We start from the raw sequence: 15,383 nt of genomic DNA, 5'->3' as shown, positions 1-15,383 counted from the left end.
AGCGCAGCCTAACGCGCTTTCAAACGCTGGCTGTCCACCAATCCTAATACGATACCGCTTACTAGACCAGTTAAGTGCGCCATATTGGCAATCGCCAAGAAAGGTTGGAAGAAACCGAGAATAAGCCAAACTAACATAAAGCCTACGATCGGCTTTTGAATGATGAGACCAAGCTCAGGTCGTTTCCAAGTGAGCATCCAAAGATATCCCACCAACGCATAAACTACGCCTGACAGACCGCCAAAGTTTGCTCCCTCAACCCAGTATTGTCCGGTTCCAGACACCGCAGCCGATATCAAAAATATCTCAATAAGCTTCACAGAGCCAAGACGTTTCTCAATATCGCCTCCGAGCTGCCACCACCACAATAAGTTAAAGATGATATGTAATGCCGAGAAATGCAGCAGTGCGTGAGTAAACCAACGCCAGATTTGCCATTGCTGTCCGTCGAGAGCAGGGAAATGCAAAGATGCAAAGATCGCTTCCCCCCAACCAAGCTGCTGCAAGATAAAAATCACTGAACAGATGAGCATGATACTCAAAGTCGCCACGCCAGCTTTTGCCTTAAGCAGCGACATAAAGCTAGGTGTCTGATAATGGAATTTATTCTGACGCGTCTCTGCCATGTCCCAAGAAGAGGCTTGGTACTTCGGATGATTAGGTTCGGTCAGGAATTGCTTGAGTTCGGCCTCCGCCTCGACTTGGTCTTCACTATGTATCAGCCACAAGGCAAATTGACCACTTCCTTCTGGCATCATTTGTACATCAATCTTTCTCAATGCCATATAATCGATAAATGCCTGACCCATTCTCGGGTTTTGAATCGTGATCAATCTAATCATAGTTATTTCTCTATTGGTAATTCGGCGCGCTGCCAAGCCTCAAAGCCACCATCAACACTATATACCTGCTCAAAACCTTGGTTTAGCAAATATTGCGCCGCACCTTGGCTACTGATGCCGTGATAGCACATAACCAACACTGGCGACTCAAACTCCACTTGCTGCATGAAATCAACAATGCTGTCGTTGGTAAGATGAAATGCACCCGAGGCATGCGCCACGGTAAATGCCTGAATATCACGAATGTCCACCAATCGTGCTTCTGAGTCACTGCTCAGTAGTTGATGTGCGTTGACCACATCGATGTGTTGAAACTGCTCCATAGAGTCTAAACCTTCACTTTCTTTGTGCACCAATCACTATCAAATTTAGTTTGGATTCGATGCTTTTTATACGTTGTTATTTCACGTCTGATAGTATCACTATTCAGTGTTGTCAAAGTACCGATAATCAATAAGGTTATCCACTTAAGCTTAAAAAACCACCATCTGTGTGTAACTCTGTGGATTGCGTTGATAAGGTGCTTTTAGATCCAACGATCCACAACATCTAGGTATGATCTTGATCTATCTGTGTGTAAAGCAAAAGGTATCCCCAGTACCAAAAGCGCTTCAATCGACCGTTTGTCGCTGCTTTCTGACAGTTGGTAAATAATTTTGTCACAGACTTATCCACAGAGCACAAGTGAAAAATGTGATCACATAATTCGATCGTTTTGATTCTCTGATCAAAAGTAAAAAGGCCGAGATCTCTCGATCTCGGCCTTAATCATTTATTCTGCTTAAACTAAGCTTAAAACTCGCCGACGGCTGCCTTAAGTTTCTTCATTGCGTTCTTTTCTAACTGGCGAATACGTTCCGCAGACACACCGTAGGTATCGGCTAAATCTTGCAACGTAGATTTGTTGTCATCCAACCAACGAGAACGCACGATATGTTGGCTACGCTCATCAAGCGTCGCAAGCGCGTGGCCTAAACGGTTATTGGTGTGAGTTTCCCAGTTCTGAGCTTCAAAGTCTTCTGCGAGATCTGAGCTCTTATCTTCAAGATAGAGCGCAGGAGCAGTGTATGAACCGGTATCGTCATCATCGTTTTGCATTTCAAACGTTGAATCTTGAGCCGCGAGACGTGATTCCATCTCTCTGACTTCTGATGGCTCGACTCCCAGCTCTTTTGCTACCGTTTCTACTTCACCATTGTTGAACCAACCTAAGCGTTTTTTCGACTTACGTAGGTTAAAAAACAGTTTGCGCTGAGCTTTAGTCGTCGCAATCTTCACAATACGCCAGTTACGTAATACGTATTCATGGATTTCCGCTTTAATCCAATGCACCGCGAAAGATACCAGTCTTACCCCTACTTCAGGGTTGAAGCGCTTCACAGCTTTCATCAGACCAATATTGCCTTCTTGAACTAAGTCAGCCATAGGAAGCCCATAGCCAGAATAGCCACGAGCAACATGAACAACAAATCGTAGATGAGACAAAATCAGCCCTTTCGCTGCCTCTATTTCACCATCATAGTGTAATCGCTCTGCTAGTTCACGCTCCTCATCAGCCGTCAGCATTGGGTAGCTGTTGACTGAGCGGATGTAGCCATCAAGGCTATCTTGTGTCACTAATGCCATTGGATACGCTTGGTTTGCCATTCACTTCCTCATTCGTGTCGAGTGGGATTAACACCTTCTCAATCCATCAATACTGAACCTTAATAGGCTGAGATTCAAGAAGGGGTTAGTAATTATGCATAATCAATTGGTCTAAACAAGGGTAAATGCCGATTAAATTTCATTCATTAATAGGTATTTTCTGCCCAGATGGGACTGAGCTCCCACTATCTCACTGAATAACTACATAATTATTAATAGTCACGTACAAGCGAACAATTGTTACACTCTGCGTCAGGATTGAGCAGCTTTGCCGCTCAATCAATATTCTGACCTGAGTTTTCTAGACCGGTTCAATTTCTTTTAAGTGACGCTTAGCTGAAATTCTTGCTGCGCCTGTCCCCAAGAATAGTCCGAGCATCAGGATTAGCAAGGTCTCGTCCCAGCCGAGGCCAAGGAGTCGGAAATCACTATCATACAGAGTAGCAAGGTCGGTCACAGCGCTATTGAGTAGGACAGTAATCAACGCCGTCAACAACCAAGCAACAACCGCACCTAACAACCCAAACCACATACCTGAATAGAGATACGGCCTCAAAATATAAGCATCGGTCGCACCAATCAATTTCATGGTTTGAATGGCTTCTTTATTGGCTAATACGTTAAAGCGCAATGTATTGCCCACAATCAAAAATACAGAAACCAACATCAGCACCGATAACGTCACGACTAATGTTGAGGCTAAGGTTTTGATTGCATCAAATCGACTCAACCAATCTTCATCGCGGCGAATATCGGTAATCTCTTCTTGAGTACGCAGTTTAGCTACTAAGTCTCGGTCAGTCTGTACGTCGGCATTCACTGGAATAATGGTAAGCACCCCAGGAAGCGCATAACCGTCAAGCAAACTCAGAGCCTGATCCAGACCAGAGTGCTCACTGAGATCAGCTAAACCCTCTTGCGGCGTAATGTACTTAACCGAACTGACCTCTTCCCAACCTTCAATTGCGTCTTTAAGTACCAACACTCTTGCATCTGGCACACCGACGGAAATAAACGCGGTGACTTGCGATTGGCTCGCCACGTTAGAGGTCACTGCCACGACGTTCTTACCTAGCAGGTAAAGACAAGCTGGCATGGTTAGCGCCATAGAAATAACCGCCAGAGTTAGAATGTTACCCAATGGACGCTGCCACATCTCTACTAAAGACGCTTTTGCCTGCTTCCAATGCACAGTAAAGAAATTATCCGACTTTAAACGGTGCTTCTTTGGCTTGCTATTTTTACGCTTAAACACCATCACTGACCTCACTTAAGAATCCTTGGTTCAGTTCAAGGTAACGATATTGAGGTCTGGAGCGAACCAAATGGATATCGTGCGTCGCCAACAAAATGGACACGCCTGCGCGGTTAAACTCTTCAAATAGCTTTAACACTTTGTTGGACAATTCAGGGTCTAAGTTACCAGTAGGCTCATCTGCTAATAGCATAGTGGGTCGGTTCACAACCGCTCGCGCGATACCCACACGCTGCTGCTCACCACCGGACAACTGACTCGGCAGACATTTGGCCTTATCCAATAAACCCGTTTTATCTAGTGCTGCGGAAACTCGACGCTTGATTTCATTTTCAGAGATAGACTCGATACGCATTGGCAACGCCACGTTATCAAATACACTGCGATCCATTAGTAATCGATGATCTTGAAATACGATACCAATGTTACGACGAAGGAAAGGGATATCCTTTGATGGCAAACGGCTGATGTCGTGATCGTTAAATAGGATACGACCATCGGTTGGTCGTTCAATCGCACAGATCAGTTTTAGTAGCGTACTTTTACCTGCGCCAGAGTGGCCGCCTAAAAACGCCATTTCGCCGCGTCGAAGGTGAAAATCCACTTTTTGCAACGCTTGTCTACCACCGCGGTAAGCCTTGCTCACTTGCTCAAATTTGATCACCGAATCATTCCCCTGATTGGATGCCTATTTTTGACAAGGGATGCTGCGCATCCCTTGAGTTTTACTTAGTCTTCTCGGCTAAACAGTGCGTCGATAAAGTCTTGTGTTTCAAATGGTCTCAAATCGTCAATACCTTCGCCCACACCAATATAGCGGATTGGGATTTGGAACTGGTCAGCTAAGGCAAAGATAACCCCACCTTTCGCGGTTCCGTCTAGCTTCGTCAGCGTAATGCCCGTCAGCGGTGCTACGTCGCTAAACAGTTTCGCCTGGCTAATCGCATTTTGACCGGTGCCAGCATCTAGCGTTAGCATGATTTCATGCGGTGCCGACTCGTCAATCTTCTTCATAACACGGACGATCTTGCGCAATTCTTCCATTAGGTTGGCTTTGTTTTGTAAGCGACCTGCGGTGTCAGCAATCACAACGTCAACGCCGCGCGCTTTTGCGGCTTCAATAGCATCATAAATTACTGACGCACTATCCGCGCCAGTATGCTGAGCTATAACCGGTACGTCATTGCGCTGGCCCCATACTTGAAGCTGCTCAACCGCTGCAGCGCGGAAAGTATCACCCGCAGCCAGCATGACTTTCTTACCTTGGGCTTGATACTGCTTAGCAAGCTTACCAATGGTGGTTGTTTTGCCAACACCATTGACCCCTACCATCAGTATAACGAAAGGCATCTTAGTACTATCAACTTCAAGAGGCTTCTCTACATGGCTTAGAATCTCTGCCATTTCCTCTTTAAGCAGACCATACAGTGCTTCACCGTCTTTAAGATCAGCGCGAGAGGCTTTTTCAGTTAAGCTATCAATAATCTTAACCGTGGTGTTCATACCAACGTCAGCAATTAACAGCTGCTCTTCAAGCTCTTCAAACAGCTCATCGTCGATCTCTTTGCCTTTGAATAAGCCAAAGAAACCTGCACCAATATTGGCTTTTGTGCGACTTAAGCTACGCTTTAGGCGCGCAAAGAAACTCTCAGTTGGCTTCTCTTGCTCTTGAACTCGAGCAATCACTTCTGCTTCTGCTTCTGCTTCTGCTTCTGCTTCTGCTTCTGCTTCTGCTTTTTCAGTGTTGATTTCCGCTTCGGGTATTGCAACCTCTTCCGCAGTTGTTGGTTCCTGCTCTACCGTTTCAGGTGCTGTTTCTGCGGTGACCTCAACATCACTACTTTCTTGCTGCGGTTGTTCGGTTTCAACGTCAGCAGATGTCTCTTGTTGTTTTTGCGGTGCTTGCTCTTCATCACCAAAGCCAAGCCACGAGAGTAACCCGCGTTTTTTCTTTTCTGTCATCTGAAACTATCCTGAATACTGTCTTTTCAAATGGTCTTAAATTCGGATTTGCTTAAAACGCTATCTATTTACGACAAGCGATGCAAAAAATAATTGCGACAAAGCAGTGAAAACTTTTGTCAGAGATTGGTACACTTCGTCACTTATCCAATTAAGCTCTTTAATGAGCCCGTTATAGTAACACTTAATTGTCGGTCAAAAAATCTATGGTTAGACGTCGCAAGCAAACTCCATCACAAAAACCGTCCCAGAAGACGACATCTCGTTCAGGCGCCACTCGCGGGGGTAAGGCACCAATGGGGAGTGTGCGCATTATTAGCGGACTGTGGCGCGGACGAAAACTGCCGGTTCACGATGCAGAAGGACTCCGTCCAACCACCGATCGAGTCAAAGAAACGGTGTTTAACTGGTTAGCGCAAGATATTCCACACGCGAAGGTATTAGATCTTTTTGCTGGCTCAGGCAGCTTAGGATTTGAAGCGGCTTCTCGGCAAGCCGCGCAAGTTACTATGATTGAGCTCAACGACAAAGCTTACCAACAAATTATCAGCAATGTAGCGCTTGTTAAGGCAGACAATATCGTCACCCATCACGGCAATGCACTTAGCTTTTTAGACCAACCAGGACAACCACACGATGTGGTGTTTATTGATCCTCCATTTCGTCAAGGCTTGCTACCAGAAGTGGTTCAAAAACTTGAAGATAATGGTTGGCTTGCCGACAATGCGTTAGTCTATATTGAAACGGAAAAAGAATTACAAATCGACGTCATCCCAGAGCACTGGGATCCATTAAAAGAAAAAACGGCGGGTCAGGTTTGTTATCGATTATTTGAGAGGGAAACAAAATGAAAGCACTGTTAATGCTGGCGAAGATCGCCTTTGGATTTGTTTGGTTTGTATTGATACTGAATATTTTCCATCCATTCCCAGGAAAAGGTGCGATAGCGCTGTATATCATGACAGCCTTTCTGTTCTTAATGCATGGTGTGCAGATGGCCATTTTCCTTGGCGCCTTTGGTGACAAGCTCAAGCTAGGCACATGGGAAAAATACTCTATTCTAGCGTTCGGTATTTTCGCTCTGCTCGATATTAGACAAAAACACATGATGGGACCTGCTCCCGATAAAGCAGAAGATACTGAAAACAAATAAGAGAAAAGCCGCGAATGCGGCTTTTCTTTTTTAACTTCCCAAGTAGCTCTTTATCCCATCTAAGAACATCTGTGTCGAAATCATAACGAGCAGTAAGCCCATCAATCGCTCGACCGCTTTCAGACCTCTTTCTCCTAACAACTTATGGAAGAAGCTATAGAACATCAAAATAAAGAAAGTAGCGCCCCAAGCGATGAGAACTGCAAACGACAGGTCCGTCAGACTGTCGGGGTTTTGTGTTGATAACAACAGAATGGAGGCGATCACTGAAGGCCCAGCAATCATCGGGATAGCCATAGGAACAATAAACGGTTCGTCACCCGCCGCCAAGCCAGCCACACTACCCGCCTGTGGGAAGATCATTCTTATCGCAATGATAAATAGAATGATACCACCAGAGATACTCAGCGTTTCTGGTTTAACATGAAGGAAAGTCAGTATGCTCTGCCCCGCAAAAAGGAACAACATCAGAATGAGTAGAGCGAAGCATAACTCGCGTACTAGAACTTTCCGCCTTCGTTTCGGATCTAGATGTTTTAAGATGGAAAGAATAATAGGGAGATTGCCGAGCGGGTCCATGATGAGGAACAACATGGTCGCCGCGGAGAGTATATCCATGAATACAGCCTGCTAACGATAGATTTTCGTGAAGTATAGCAGGCTTAGTTGTCGTCTTTTAGTCGAAACAATCTCGTCTAATGAGAACAAACTCTCTCGATGTTTAGCTCCCATACTCCCTGATTCTCAATCACTTTCTGTTTTTCAACAAAAAAGGCCAACAGCGAATCAAGGTCAAAGCCTTCACGGCTGCAAGTGCGGAAACGAGCTTCAGTTCCAAATTGCTCGATAACGGTTTGTTCTAACTGTTCGCGTGTCATTGGTTGTTCACGTAACAGATTAAGCACTTTATGAGCATGGATAGCAGCGGTCATTTGGTAGTCCTCATTAAATCAACGATTGAATATTAACGTTAAAGTGACCCCTTCCGTGATGATCTACCTCAATCGCACACTTTTTTGTACTAGCTAATCGCAGAAGCCACGATTAACGCATGAGCTAAATAATAGCTGCCAGAGATGGCATAGCGCGCACGGCGCGAGTGAAAACGATATTTATCTAACGCCAATAACATGGCAGATAGAACCATGGTGAGCGCTCCCAAGAAGCCTAATAAAGATGACATGCCACTTTGTGCCAACCAGGCTTCACCCGCAGCACACACTAAATGCACTAAAGAAATGCCCATCACGGTCACGGGAACCAGAAATGAGTCAAGGCGAGGTAACAGTAGAAAAAAGGTGACTATAGCGAGACATAGCATCAAAGCGGGCAACCACAGCACAAATTGGCTATTCACCTGCCCCCACATAGCCCAGCCATAGAGAGATTGAGCAATTAGATACCCAACAAAACTAAGCTTGGCAAACCGAGTGTATTGACCAGAAGCATCACTAAATAAGAAGACAACTAACCCCAGTAGCACCAAAAGCTCATACTTGGTTTCTAAACCTGAAGTAGCCAACAGCACAATTAGTAAACTATGAGTCAAAGCGCTAAAAAGCACACTTCGAGACTTATCGCCTTTTTCTACAGCAAAAATAAACAGCAAACACGATAAAGCTATCGCCAGCCAACTCCACATACACACACCTAATTCTTGTTATCCACGCCAGTGTATGGAGCTCACTTTTGCTGTCCAGTAGTAAGGTTGAAAAGTTGGACTTGCTTTAAATTAAATAAGATTGCCGTTGACAGTGGGCCAGATCATCGAAAATGAACTGACTCTTGTTAATCATTAGCTAAAAAACAAAAGCAAACGTTTTCCCTTTAACATAGAGATCGGAAGTCAGTTTCCACTAATGAACTAAAATCAGCGAAGAGAACTATGAAACGAAAATTTACTAATATCTTTATATTTCAATACTTAAAAGATAACAATCAAGAGTCCACTGCACTTTGACTATCGTTCAAATTGCAACTTTTCTTCTCTTATACTAAGAATTTTTCGCCCCTCACTCTCACTGAACAAGATTTTCTTCAACATCCTGACCACTTACCAACACAAAGCTCACTTAGGCCAAACAAAGCGATCGAAGGCAATATAATCCAAAGCTTTAATAATAATCAATTTTGTGATCTATATTTTTTCTTTAATATCATTAAGTTAAAAGCAACAAACCACCAAAAACACCACATTGAACAGATTTAAAGCTACGAAAATACACTGTTTTATTGACCATTAATCGCTAGTTAATGGAAAGAAAACTGCAAAAAACAGAAGATATTTACTTTCTAACTTGCCAAACATTAAAAAACAGTGCTATTCTGTTTAACAAGATAGGAATTCAAGAAAGGAGCAGTGTTATGATTTCATCTTCTCAGAAGCAGGGTCTAGTGATGATAGCCGTCGTGGTTGGATTAATGACACTGCCGATTCTTTACTAGCCAACGCTAGAAAGACAAAAAAAGGGACGCTTTCGCGTCCCTTTTTCATTTTAACTATTTACTTAGATAAGATATGGAGCACTTTTTCCCAGTGCACATAGTAAAAGCCCATCGCAAGCAACGTGATCAGTGCCATCAGCCACATGGCTGTGCGCCAAATAAATCGGCTGCTCCTCGGGGTTAACTCCTGTTCACACTCATCACAAGCTCTCATGAAACCAGATTTATCGTCTAGCTCATAATCATCTTCATGGACTATTTTATTGCGGATAGTGGCAATATATCTCAGTTTGCTAATGACATCATGCGGCAGCCGTTCTTCACAGCTTGAGACAAGTTGATGCAAACCTTTTCCATCAGCACGATATTGCTGCCTCAATAACTTCTCTAAGCGTCTCGTTCGCAACACTACACTTTCAATGTCAGACATAAGCATCCCTCCCACAACCAGCAAAAATGTGAAAATAGGTGCGCTGGCTACTATCCAAAGATTTCATTCACTCCATTGTTAACTATCTGTATTAAGAATTCGACAATTGTTAGGTAAATTCAAGTAAAGATTTAAGCCTAAAAATGCGATTTTTTGTGTGATATGACCCTAAAATTGACTCGATGGTCGGGAGTTGCAGATTATTTTCTTCTGAATATGTGCGATCTTAGTTCCAGGCCACTTAGACATACGAGGTTTACATGCCTATATCACTGGTTATCATTCTCATCGTTTTGATCATCCTTGCTGGCTATCTTTTTGTTTATGTACAAAAAAAGCACACTGTGGGTGTTAATGCTCCAGAGAGAAAAGCGGCAGTCACTATCTTAGATAAACAAGTCGTCGTTACCGACGATCCTACCCAAGAAGATGAATATTGGATTTACATCCAGAAAGGAACATTTGGTCCTAAACGCGAATTTCAAATTGGTGTTCATTACTATCACCACCTCAACCCAGGTGATAAAGGAGAGTTAACCTATCAAGGGGACAAATTCCTACACTTCTCACTAACTCGCTAATTTATTTAGCTTTACTAGTAAGACTCATGCTAGCTTTAATTATCTAACTAAACATGGAAGTGACTCATGGATCTGCGAGTAAAGCTAGGTCAGCATTTATCTGTTGCGCTTATCACCATTTTGTCGGCTGGTTGCAGCGCAGCCTATCAAGGAAGAGTTAACGACGCTGAAGTCCATCTTGTTGACTACTTTCAGCGTTCAGAAGGCGCTCAAGCTCTGATAGATAACATGGATAAGCTAAATATCGATCACGCCTATGTTATGGGGCTACCTGTTATTAAGAAGTGGGATGCCTCTGCTCCTAAACCACCGCGTTTTGTCTATGGCGATGATTCCCCTGTCTACTATTATTCGCACACAGACGAATTGATTGCCCGCGAAGTTGAAGCGTTACCCGCGGCAAGCCAAGCCAGATTACACCCTTTCCTGAGCGGCTTTAATACCACCGATCTCAATGCCGCAGAGCTTATCGAAAAGGAACTCAAGTATCGACCTGGTTTCTGGCAAGGTATTGGCGAAGTGATTACTAGACATGATCATTTAACAGCTTTGACTGCCGACGAAAAACCGCGCGCTAATCACCCTGCGTTGCAAAAAGTGTATCAGCTCGCCGCACAATACGACTTGCCCGTGCTGTTGCACACCAATATCACGTCGCAAAGAGAAGATAATCCACTTTATTTACAAGAGCTCGAGCAAGCATTGAGCACCAATCCAGACACCCGCTTTCTATGGGCTCACGCAGGTACCACGTCCACTCTTACTCGCACTATTAAAATGAAGTTTCTCTATGAAACCGTCTCAGATTTACTCAGCGAGCATGACAATCTCTATATTTTGGCGTCGTGGACTCTGATCGACGTCATGATGCCAGAGGGCAAATTGGATCGACGCTGGCTAGCACTGATAGAGGCTTACCCAGATCGATTTATGGTTGGCAGCGACGTAGTTGGAGCATTTGGTTATCAGCAAACCGCACTAAGCACTTGGCATCCCATTTTGTCAGCGCTGCCTAAGAACATCGCAGACAAAATGGCCTACCAAAATATGTTGGACGTACTTCCCAAGACTCGCTAGCTAAGCGATTGCATTTTTTGACTCCAGCGCTGCGCATCTGCCAGCGCTGAGAACACCTCATTTTGCGACAAACCTAAATGCGCTCGATGACGCTCCACACCTTGCCAGTCTGCCATTTCAAAGCACTCTCCTAGAGACAATAAACAGCCATACGGACCTTCACGCTCCAGAAGTGCACCTTTGATCTCATTAGAGAGAGGAAGCTGATGCAGCAGCTTATCTAAGGAGAGGTCCATCAAAGCATCTAAGATAGAAAACAAACCAATCATAAAGGCTTGATCCCGGTGCTGTTTGAATTGAGGGTGTTTGGTCATCAAACGGCAGAATTGAGCTCGTTGCAATGAAAGCTCATACAGTGCCTTCGGCTTATTACTAGAAATAAAGGATGCAACCGTAAGAGAGACAAACAATTTAAGCTTCTCTTGACCGAGATAAATCAGTGCTTGGCGAAAAGAGGAAATTTCAGAATCTAAGCGAGGACTGAGCGTATTCACAAATTGCAGCAGCTTATAAGAGAGCGTCACGTCTTTGGAAACAATTTGCTCAACCTTATCAAAGTCGACTTCAGGTACACACACTTGCTGGAAAAGCTCCATGGCCACCAGCTGCTCGGAGCTGATGTAAACTTGTTTCTCCATAATAGGCTTACTAAAAAAGAAACCTTGGAAAAACTTAAAGCCCGCTTGTTTAGTCAGTAGGAACTCTTCTTCAGTCTCAACACGTTCTGCAAGGTAGTGACGAGGGCTTCCTTTCGCCTTTTGTTGAGTAACAAAAGCGCACGCTTTCTCTACACCCATCGCCATAATGTCTAGCTTTACAATCTGCACAAATGGCAGGAATCGCTCCCAAGCTTCCCTGTAGACAAAATCATCAAGCGCTATCATATAGCCCAATTGATGCAGTTCTTTGACAACCTGATAGAGCTCGTCGTTAGGCTGGCAAGTCTCTAGGATCTCTATCACCACGTTCTGCTTGGGCAAAATTAACGGCAAGCGACGTATAAGGCTCTGGTGTGGAAAGTTAATAAAACATCGCGACGCAGTGATGCTAGGGTTGGTCCCTAATGAAAGATAGTTCTCTGCTATCAGTCGATAGGTCGCCCTATTCGCTTCAACGTGTGCAGGAAACGCGTTTTTTTCGCCGTCTCGAAAAAGAAGCTCGTAGCCTAGTGTATGACGACGAGCATTAAAAATGGGTTGGCGAGCAACGTAAGTAGCGTACATATCTAAGCCAATCAGGCTATGATTTTGCGGCGGCCAGCAGCGCACCACAACCGACAAACATCGAACCAAACACCTTGTTTATCTTCGCCATGATACGGTCAGAACGAATAAAACGTCCCATTTGTGACGCTAGGGAGGTATAGCCAAGCATGACCATTGCATCAATCGCCACCGTGGTCACACCCAGAATAGCTAGCTGTGTTACTTGATCGCCATTCGGATCAATAAACTGAGGAAATAACGCCACCAAAAACACAATAGATTTGGGATTAGTCAGGTTGATAAAAACCGCACTGCGCATCAAATTCCATGCACTGCGATTATCCTGCTCTGCCATTGCGCTAACCGACGACGTATCACGCCATTTTTGAATGCCCAACCAAATCAAGTAGACCACGCCAATCCATTTAATCACGCTAAAGGCAATCGCCGATTGAGCCACTAGTGCTCCAATGCCCGCGCCAACGAGCACGATATGTATCGCCAAGCCTATCTGCAGTCCAGCAATCGCGGCTAACGACTTACGCGTCCCATAACTGATACCATTGCTAATCGAGTTCACCGTACCAGAGCCCGGCGCTAAACTAAAAACAATCGCCGTTAAGACGTACGCTAACCAAACATGATAATCCATTGTATTTCCTTACCACTGATTTATTCGTATCCTAGTAATGAGGATAGTGGGCAAAAAGCATTCTATTCGATTCAAAAATATCGAAAAAACAGCATATTACACATAATGCACCAGATAGGCTAATTTATGAGCAAATTAAACGCTACCGATGTCACTTATACTCAAGAGCCACAATTTGAGCAAGCTATAAACTCACAAATTGCTCAATTATGGGAGAACCGACAGGAAGGTACGCTAAAAGCAAAAGACGGCACCAAGCTCTTTTGGTGTAAGCTAACTCGCCCGGAGCATCAAAAAGCACTCGTTGTTGTGAATGGCCGCATTGAATCGGCTTGGAAATACCAGGAGCTGTTCTATGACTTCTTTCAGCAAGGCTACGACATCTATTCCTTTGATCATCGTGGACAAGGACTCTCTACTCACCTAGCACCAAATCCTGAAATGGGCCATGTCCATGAGTTTGAAGACTATCTTGACGATATGCAGATGATACTGGATACGTTCGAACTTGAGCGCTATCAGCAACGTCACCTACTTGCCCACTCAATGGGCGGAAACATCGCCACACGTTTTATTCAAACTCGCCCTCATCATTCATTCGATAAAATAGCGCTTAGCGCTCCTATGTATGGCGTGAGTGTGCCATGGTACCTCAAGCCCATAGCGACCATAGTCGCGCAGATTATGACGGCTATATACCCGAAACCAACGTTTGCACCAGGGTATCAAGGTTATGTCGCTAAACCCTTCGATATCAACCCTCTTTCACAAAGTGAAGTACGCTATCACTGGTTCCGAGACCTGTACGAGAAAATGCCAGAACTGAAGATTGGTGGACCAAGCACTCGCTGGGTTTGGCAGGGTTTAATGGCTGCAAAGCAGTGCATTCAACAAACTCGACAAGTAAAAATACCGCTTCTCCTCGTACAAGCAGGCGCGGATCAAATTGTTAGCAATCAGGACCAAAGTAAGTTCATCAATAAGCTTTCACGTACCAATCACCAAGCTCAAATGATCACGGTTCAAGGGGCTAAACACGAAGTACTGTTTGAAAAAGATGAATATCGCAATCAAGCAATGGATGCAATTCGCCATTTCTTTAGCGCCGAGAAGCGATAACGCAATTGGTAACAGTTTGGGTAAATGAGGAAATATTTCTGTAACCCATTTACCCTCTTTTTCTGGTTTAATATCCCCTACAATAGAGCCATTCCACAATGCTGCGAATTCACCCTATCCTCCAATGACAAAGAGAGAACTATGACCCTTAACCGCGATTCCATCAAAATTGTTGCTTCTGATTTAGACGGTACACTACTGGCAACAAACCACCAGCTTAGTGATAACTCCAAACAAACACTTAAGGAACTTCACGCGAAGGGATATACGTTTATTTTTGCCACTGGTCGTCACCATGTGGACGTGGCTGGGATTCGTGAATCAGTGGGTATTCCTGCTTACATGATCACATCAAATGGTGCGCGTGTTCACGACCAAAATGATCAATTGCTGTATAGCCAAAACGTGCCAGAGGAGCTGGTACAACCGATTGTTGACGTGCTAAGCACAGACAGCGAACTATTTGTTCATATGTATCAGGATGAAAAGTGGCTACTCAATCAAGAAGATGAGTACTTACGTAAATTCCATACAGAAACTGGATTTACTTACCACTTGTTCGATGCGACTCAAGCACCAACTTCTGGTATTGCAAAAATCTTCATTACTCATCCAAAGCAAGACCATGAACATTTAGTGGAATTTGAAGATGCTTTACGCGCCAAGTTTGGTGATTCCCTAAACATCGCGTTTTCCACTCCTTGGTGTTTAGAAGTCATGGCAAAAGAGGTGTCGAAAGGTGACGCTTTGCAAGCCGTGGCAGAAAAACTTGGCTTTGGCTTAGAAAACTGCATCGCTTTTGGTGATGGGATGAACGATGTGGAAATGCTAACAATGGCAGGCCATGGTTACATTATGGAAAATGCGCACGACAAAGTGAAACGTGCTCTACCTAACAATGAAGTCATTGGTAGTAATGCCGATGATGCCGTCGCTGAGTTTTTAAAACAAAACCTTATCTAACGCGACGATTCCAACCGTCAAATACTCCCATTCTCATCCATATGTAGCGCAT

At 44.3% G+C, this 15,383-nt stretch carries 18 protein-coding genes; 6 read left to right on the top strand and 12 right to left on the bottom strand.

Annotation, left to right across the window (positions count from 1 at the left end; translation table 11 throughout):
* Nucleotides 1–8 precede the first annotated feature (8 nt).
* From glpG to ftsY, 6 genes are all read right to left on the bottom strand, one after another.
* On the bottom strand, nucleotides 9–842 hold the full coding sequence (gene glpG, locus HW45_RS26965) for a rhomboid family intramembrane serine protease GlpG (protein ID WP_038231121.1): 834 nt from the start codon (nucleotides 840–842) through the stop codon (nucleotides 9–11).
* 2 nt (nucleotides 843–844) lie between these two features.
* Complete coding sequence (gene glpE / locus HW45_RS26960) at nucleotides 845–1,165, bottom strand: thiosulfate sulfurtransferase GlpE (RefSeq protein ID WP_006074964.1); 321 nt, start codon at nucleotides 1,163–1,165, stop codon at nucleotides 845–847.
* Nucleotides 1,166–1,634: 469 nt separating this feature from the next.
* Entirely contained in the window at nucleotides 1,635–2,489 is an 855-nt protein-coding gene (gene rpoH / locus HW45_RS26955; RefSeq protein WP_038231119.1) for an RNA polymerase sigma factor RpoH, read from the bottom strand.
* A 301-nt stretch (nucleotides 2,490–2,790) separates the two neighbouring features.
* Nucleotides 2,791–3,747, bottom strand: coding sequence for a permease-like cell division protein FtsX (ftsX, locus tag HW45_RS26950; protein WP_006074723.1), 957 nt, complete (start codon nucleotides 3,745–3,747; stop codon nucleotides 2,791–2,793).
* Nucleotides 3,737–4,408 (bottom strand): cell division ATP-binding protein FtsE, encoded by a 672-nt coding sequence (gene ftsE / locus HW45_RS26945; RefSeq protein WP_038231118.1) that lies wholly within the window; start codon nucleotides 4,406–4,408, stop codon nucleotides 3,737–3,739. The genes ftsX and ftsE overlap by 11 nt, the downstream gene beginning before the upstream one ends.
* A 65-nt stretch (nucleotides 4,409–4,473) precedes the next feature.
* Nucleotides 4,474–5,706 (bottom strand): signal recognition particle-docking protein FtsY, encoded by a 1,233-nt coding sequence (ftsY, locus tag HW45_RS26940; protein WP_038231116.1) that lies wholly within the window; start codon nucleotides 5,704–5,706, stop codon nucleotides 4,474–4,476.
* Nucleotides 5,707–5,912: 206 nt separating this feature from the next.
* Between ftsY and rsmD the strand changes: the two genes are divergently transcribed.
* Together rsmD and HW45_RS26930 are read left to right on the top strand one after the other, a co-directional pair.
* Entirely contained in the window at nucleotides 5,913–6,557 is a 645-nt protein-coding gene (gene rsmD, locus HW45_RS26935; RefSeq protein ID WP_031497060.1) for a 16S rRNA (guanine(966)-N(2))-methyltransferase RsmD, read from the top strand.
* A complete protein-coding gene (locus HW45_RS26930) occupies nucleotides 6,554–6,859 on the top strand; it encodes a DUF1145 domain-containing protein (RefSeq protein WP_006074718.1) in 306 nt (101 codons plus the stop codon). The genes rsmD and HW45_RS26930 overlap by 4 nt, the downstream gene beginning before the upstream one ends.
* A 30-nt stretch (nucleotides 6,860–6,889) precedes the next feature.
* Here the strand turns inward: HW45_RS26930 and HW45_RS26925 are convergent, their stop codons facing one another.
* The 4 genes from HW45_RS26925 to HW45_RS26910 all read right to left on the bottom strand — a co-directional run bounded on the left by HW45_RS26925 (nucleotide 6,890) and on the right by HW45_RS26910 (nucleotide 9,734).
* Nucleotides 6,890–7,477 carry a YhgN family NAAT transporter gene (locus HW45_RS26925; RefSeq protein ID WP_006074717.1) on the bottom strand — a complete coding sequence of 196 codons (588 nt, stop codon included), beginning with the start codon at nucleotides 7,475–7,477 and terminating at the stop codon, nucleotides 6,890–6,892.
* Between the two features lie 77 nt (nucleotides 7,478–7,554).
* Complete coding sequence (locus HW45_RS26920; RefSeq protein WP_038231115.1) at nucleotides 7,555–7,791, bottom strand: YecH family metal-binding protein; 237 nt, start codon at nucleotides 7,789–7,791, stop codon at nucleotides 7,555–7,557.
* Between the two features lie 89 nt (nucleotides 7,792–7,880).
* Nucleotides 7,881–8,501 (bottom strand): lysoplasmalogenase, encoded by a 621-nt coding sequence (locus tag HW45_RS26915; RefSeq protein ID WP_038231113.1) that lies wholly within the window; start codon nucleotides 8,499–8,501, stop codon nucleotides 7,881–7,883.
* 861 nt (nucleotides 8,502–9,362) lie between these two features.
* Nucleotides 9,363–9,734 (bottom strand): hypothetical protein, encoded by a 372-nt coding sequence (locus tag HW45_RS26910; protein WP_006074713.1) that lies wholly within the window; start codon nucleotides 9,732–9,734, stop codon nucleotides 9,363–9,365.
* A 260-nt stretch (nucleotides 9,735–9,994) separates the two neighbouring features.
* Here HW45_RS26910 and HW45_RS26905 point away from each other — a divergent pair, with 260 nt between their 5' ends.
* On the top strand, nucleotides 9,995–10,315 hold the full coding sequence (locus HW45_RS26905) for a DUF2500 domain-containing protein (RefSeq protein ID WP_031494782.1): 321 nt from the start codon (nucleotides 9,995–9,997) through the stop codon (nucleotides 10,313–10,315).
* A gap of 66 nt (nucleotides 10,316–10,381) precedes the next feature.
* Nucleotides 10,382–11,392, top strand: a complete 1,011-nt coding sequence (locus HW45_RS26900; protein WP_038231111.1) for a 5-oxo-L-prolinase — start codon at nucleotides 10,382–10,384, stop codon at nucleotides 11,390–11,392.
* Here HW45_RS26900 and HW45_RS26895 read toward each other — a convergent pair.
* Complete coding sequence (locus tag HW45_RS26895; protein ID WP_038231110.1) at nucleotides 11,389–12,615, bottom strand: EAL and HDOD domain-containing protein; 1,227 nt, start codon at nucleotides 12,613–12,615, stop codon at nucleotides 11,389–11,391. The genes HW45_RS26900 and HW45_RS26895 overlap by 4 nt on opposite strands.
* 16 nt (nucleotides 12,616–12,631) lie before the next feature.
* A complete protein-coding gene (gene rhtB, locus HW45_RS26890; RefSeq protein WP_038231107.1) occupies nucleotides 12,632–13,249 on the bottom strand; it encodes a homoserine/homoserine lactone efflux protein in 618 nt (205 codons plus the stop codon).
* 126 nt (nucleotides 13,250–13,375) lie between these two features.
* Here rhtB and HW45_RS26885 point away from each other — a divergent pair, with 126 nt between their 5' ends.
* Nucleotides 13,376–14,368: an alpha/beta fold hydrolase gene (locus tag HW45_RS26885; protein ID WP_038231105.1), complete on the top strand. Its 993-nt coding sequence runs from the start codon at nucleotides 13,376–13,378 to the stop codon at nucleotides 14,366–14,368.
* 141 nt (nucleotides 14,369–14,509) lie between these two features.
* The gene (locus HW45_RS26880) at nucleotides 14,510–15,331 is read left to right on the top strand and encodes a Cof-type HAD-IIB family hydrolase (protein ID WP_006074707.1); all 822 of its coding nucleotides are present in this window, start codon (nucleotides 14,510–14,512) and stop codon (nucleotides 15,329–15,331) included.
* Nucleotides 15,332–15,383 lie beyond the last annotated feature (52 nt).

The sequence above is a fragment of the Vibrio sp. ER1A genome, assembly GCF_000733315.1.
Taxonomy (GTDB): domain Bacteria; phylum Pseudomonadota; class Gammaproteobacteria; order Enterobacterales; family Vibrionaceae; genus Vibrio; species Vibrio mediterranei.
Note: the sequence above shows the minus strand (reverse complement) of the source record. Positions and strands in the feature narration are given on the sequence as shown.

Coding starts and splice junctions, on each gene's coding strand:
- HW45_RS26910 (WP_006074713.1), bottom strand. CDS start 9,734: ATGTCTGACATTGAAAGTGTAGTGTTGCGAACGAGACGCTTAGAGAAG.
- HW45_RS26895 (WP_038231110.1), bottom strand. CDS start 12,615: ATGTACGCTACTTACGTTGCTCGCCAACCCATTTTTAATGCTCGTCGT.
- ftsX (WP_006074723.1), bottom strand. CDS start 3,747: ATGGTGTTTAAGCGTAAAAATAGCAAGCCAAAGAAGCACCGTTTAAAG.
- HW45_RS26930 (WP_006074718.1), top strand. CDS start 6,554: ATGAAAGCACTGTTAATGCTGGCGAAGATCGCCTTTGGATTTGTTTGG.
- HW45_RS26915 (WP_038231113.1), bottom strand. CDS start 8,501: ATGTGGAGTTGGCTGGCGATAGCTTTATCGTGTTTGCTGTTTATTTTT.
- HW45_RS26900 (WP_038231111.1), top strand. CDS start 10,382: ATGGATCTGCGAGTAAAGCTAGGTCAGCATTTATCTGTTGCGCTTATC.
- HW45_RS26885 (WP_038231105.1), top strand. CDS start 13,376: ATGAGCAAATTAAACGCTACCGATGTCACTTATACTCAAGAGCCACAA.
- rsmD (WP_031497060.1), top strand. CDS start 5,913: ATGGTTAGACGTCGCAAGCAAACTCCATCACAAAAACCGTCCCAGAAG.
- HW45_RS26880 (WP_006074707.1), top strand. CDS start 14,510: ATGACCCTTAACCGCGATTCCATCAAAATTGTTGCTTCTGATTTAGAC.
- HW45_RS26920 (WP_038231115.1), bottom strand. CDS start 7,791: ATGACCGCTGCTATCCATGCTCATAAAGTGCTTAATCTGTTACGTGAA.
- rhtB (WP_038231107.1), bottom strand. CDS start 13,249: ATGGATTATCATGTTTGGTTAGCGTACGTCTTAACGGCGATTGTTTTT.
- HW45_RS26925 (WP_006074717.1), bottom strand. CDS start 7,477: ATGGATATACTCTCCGCGGCGACCATGTTGTTCCTCATCATGGACCCG.
- HW45_RS26905 (WP_031494782.1), top strand. CDS start 9,995: ATGCCTATATCACTGGTTATCATTCTCATCGTTTTGATCATCCTTGCT.
- glpG (WP_038231121.1), bottom strand. CDS start 842: ATGATTAGATTGATCACGATTCAAAACCCGAGAATGGGTCAGGCATTT.
- glpE (WP_006074964.1), bottom strand. CDS start 1,165: ATGGAGCAGTTTCAACACATCGATGTGGTCAACGCACATCAACTACTG.
- ftsY (WP_038231116.1), bottom strand. CDS start 5,706: ATGACAGAAAAGAAAAAACGCGGGTTACTCTCGTGGCTTGGCTTTGGT.
- rpoH (WP_038231119.1), bottom strand. CDS start 2,489: ATGGCAAACCAAGCGTATCCAATGGCATTAGTGACACAAGATAGCCTT.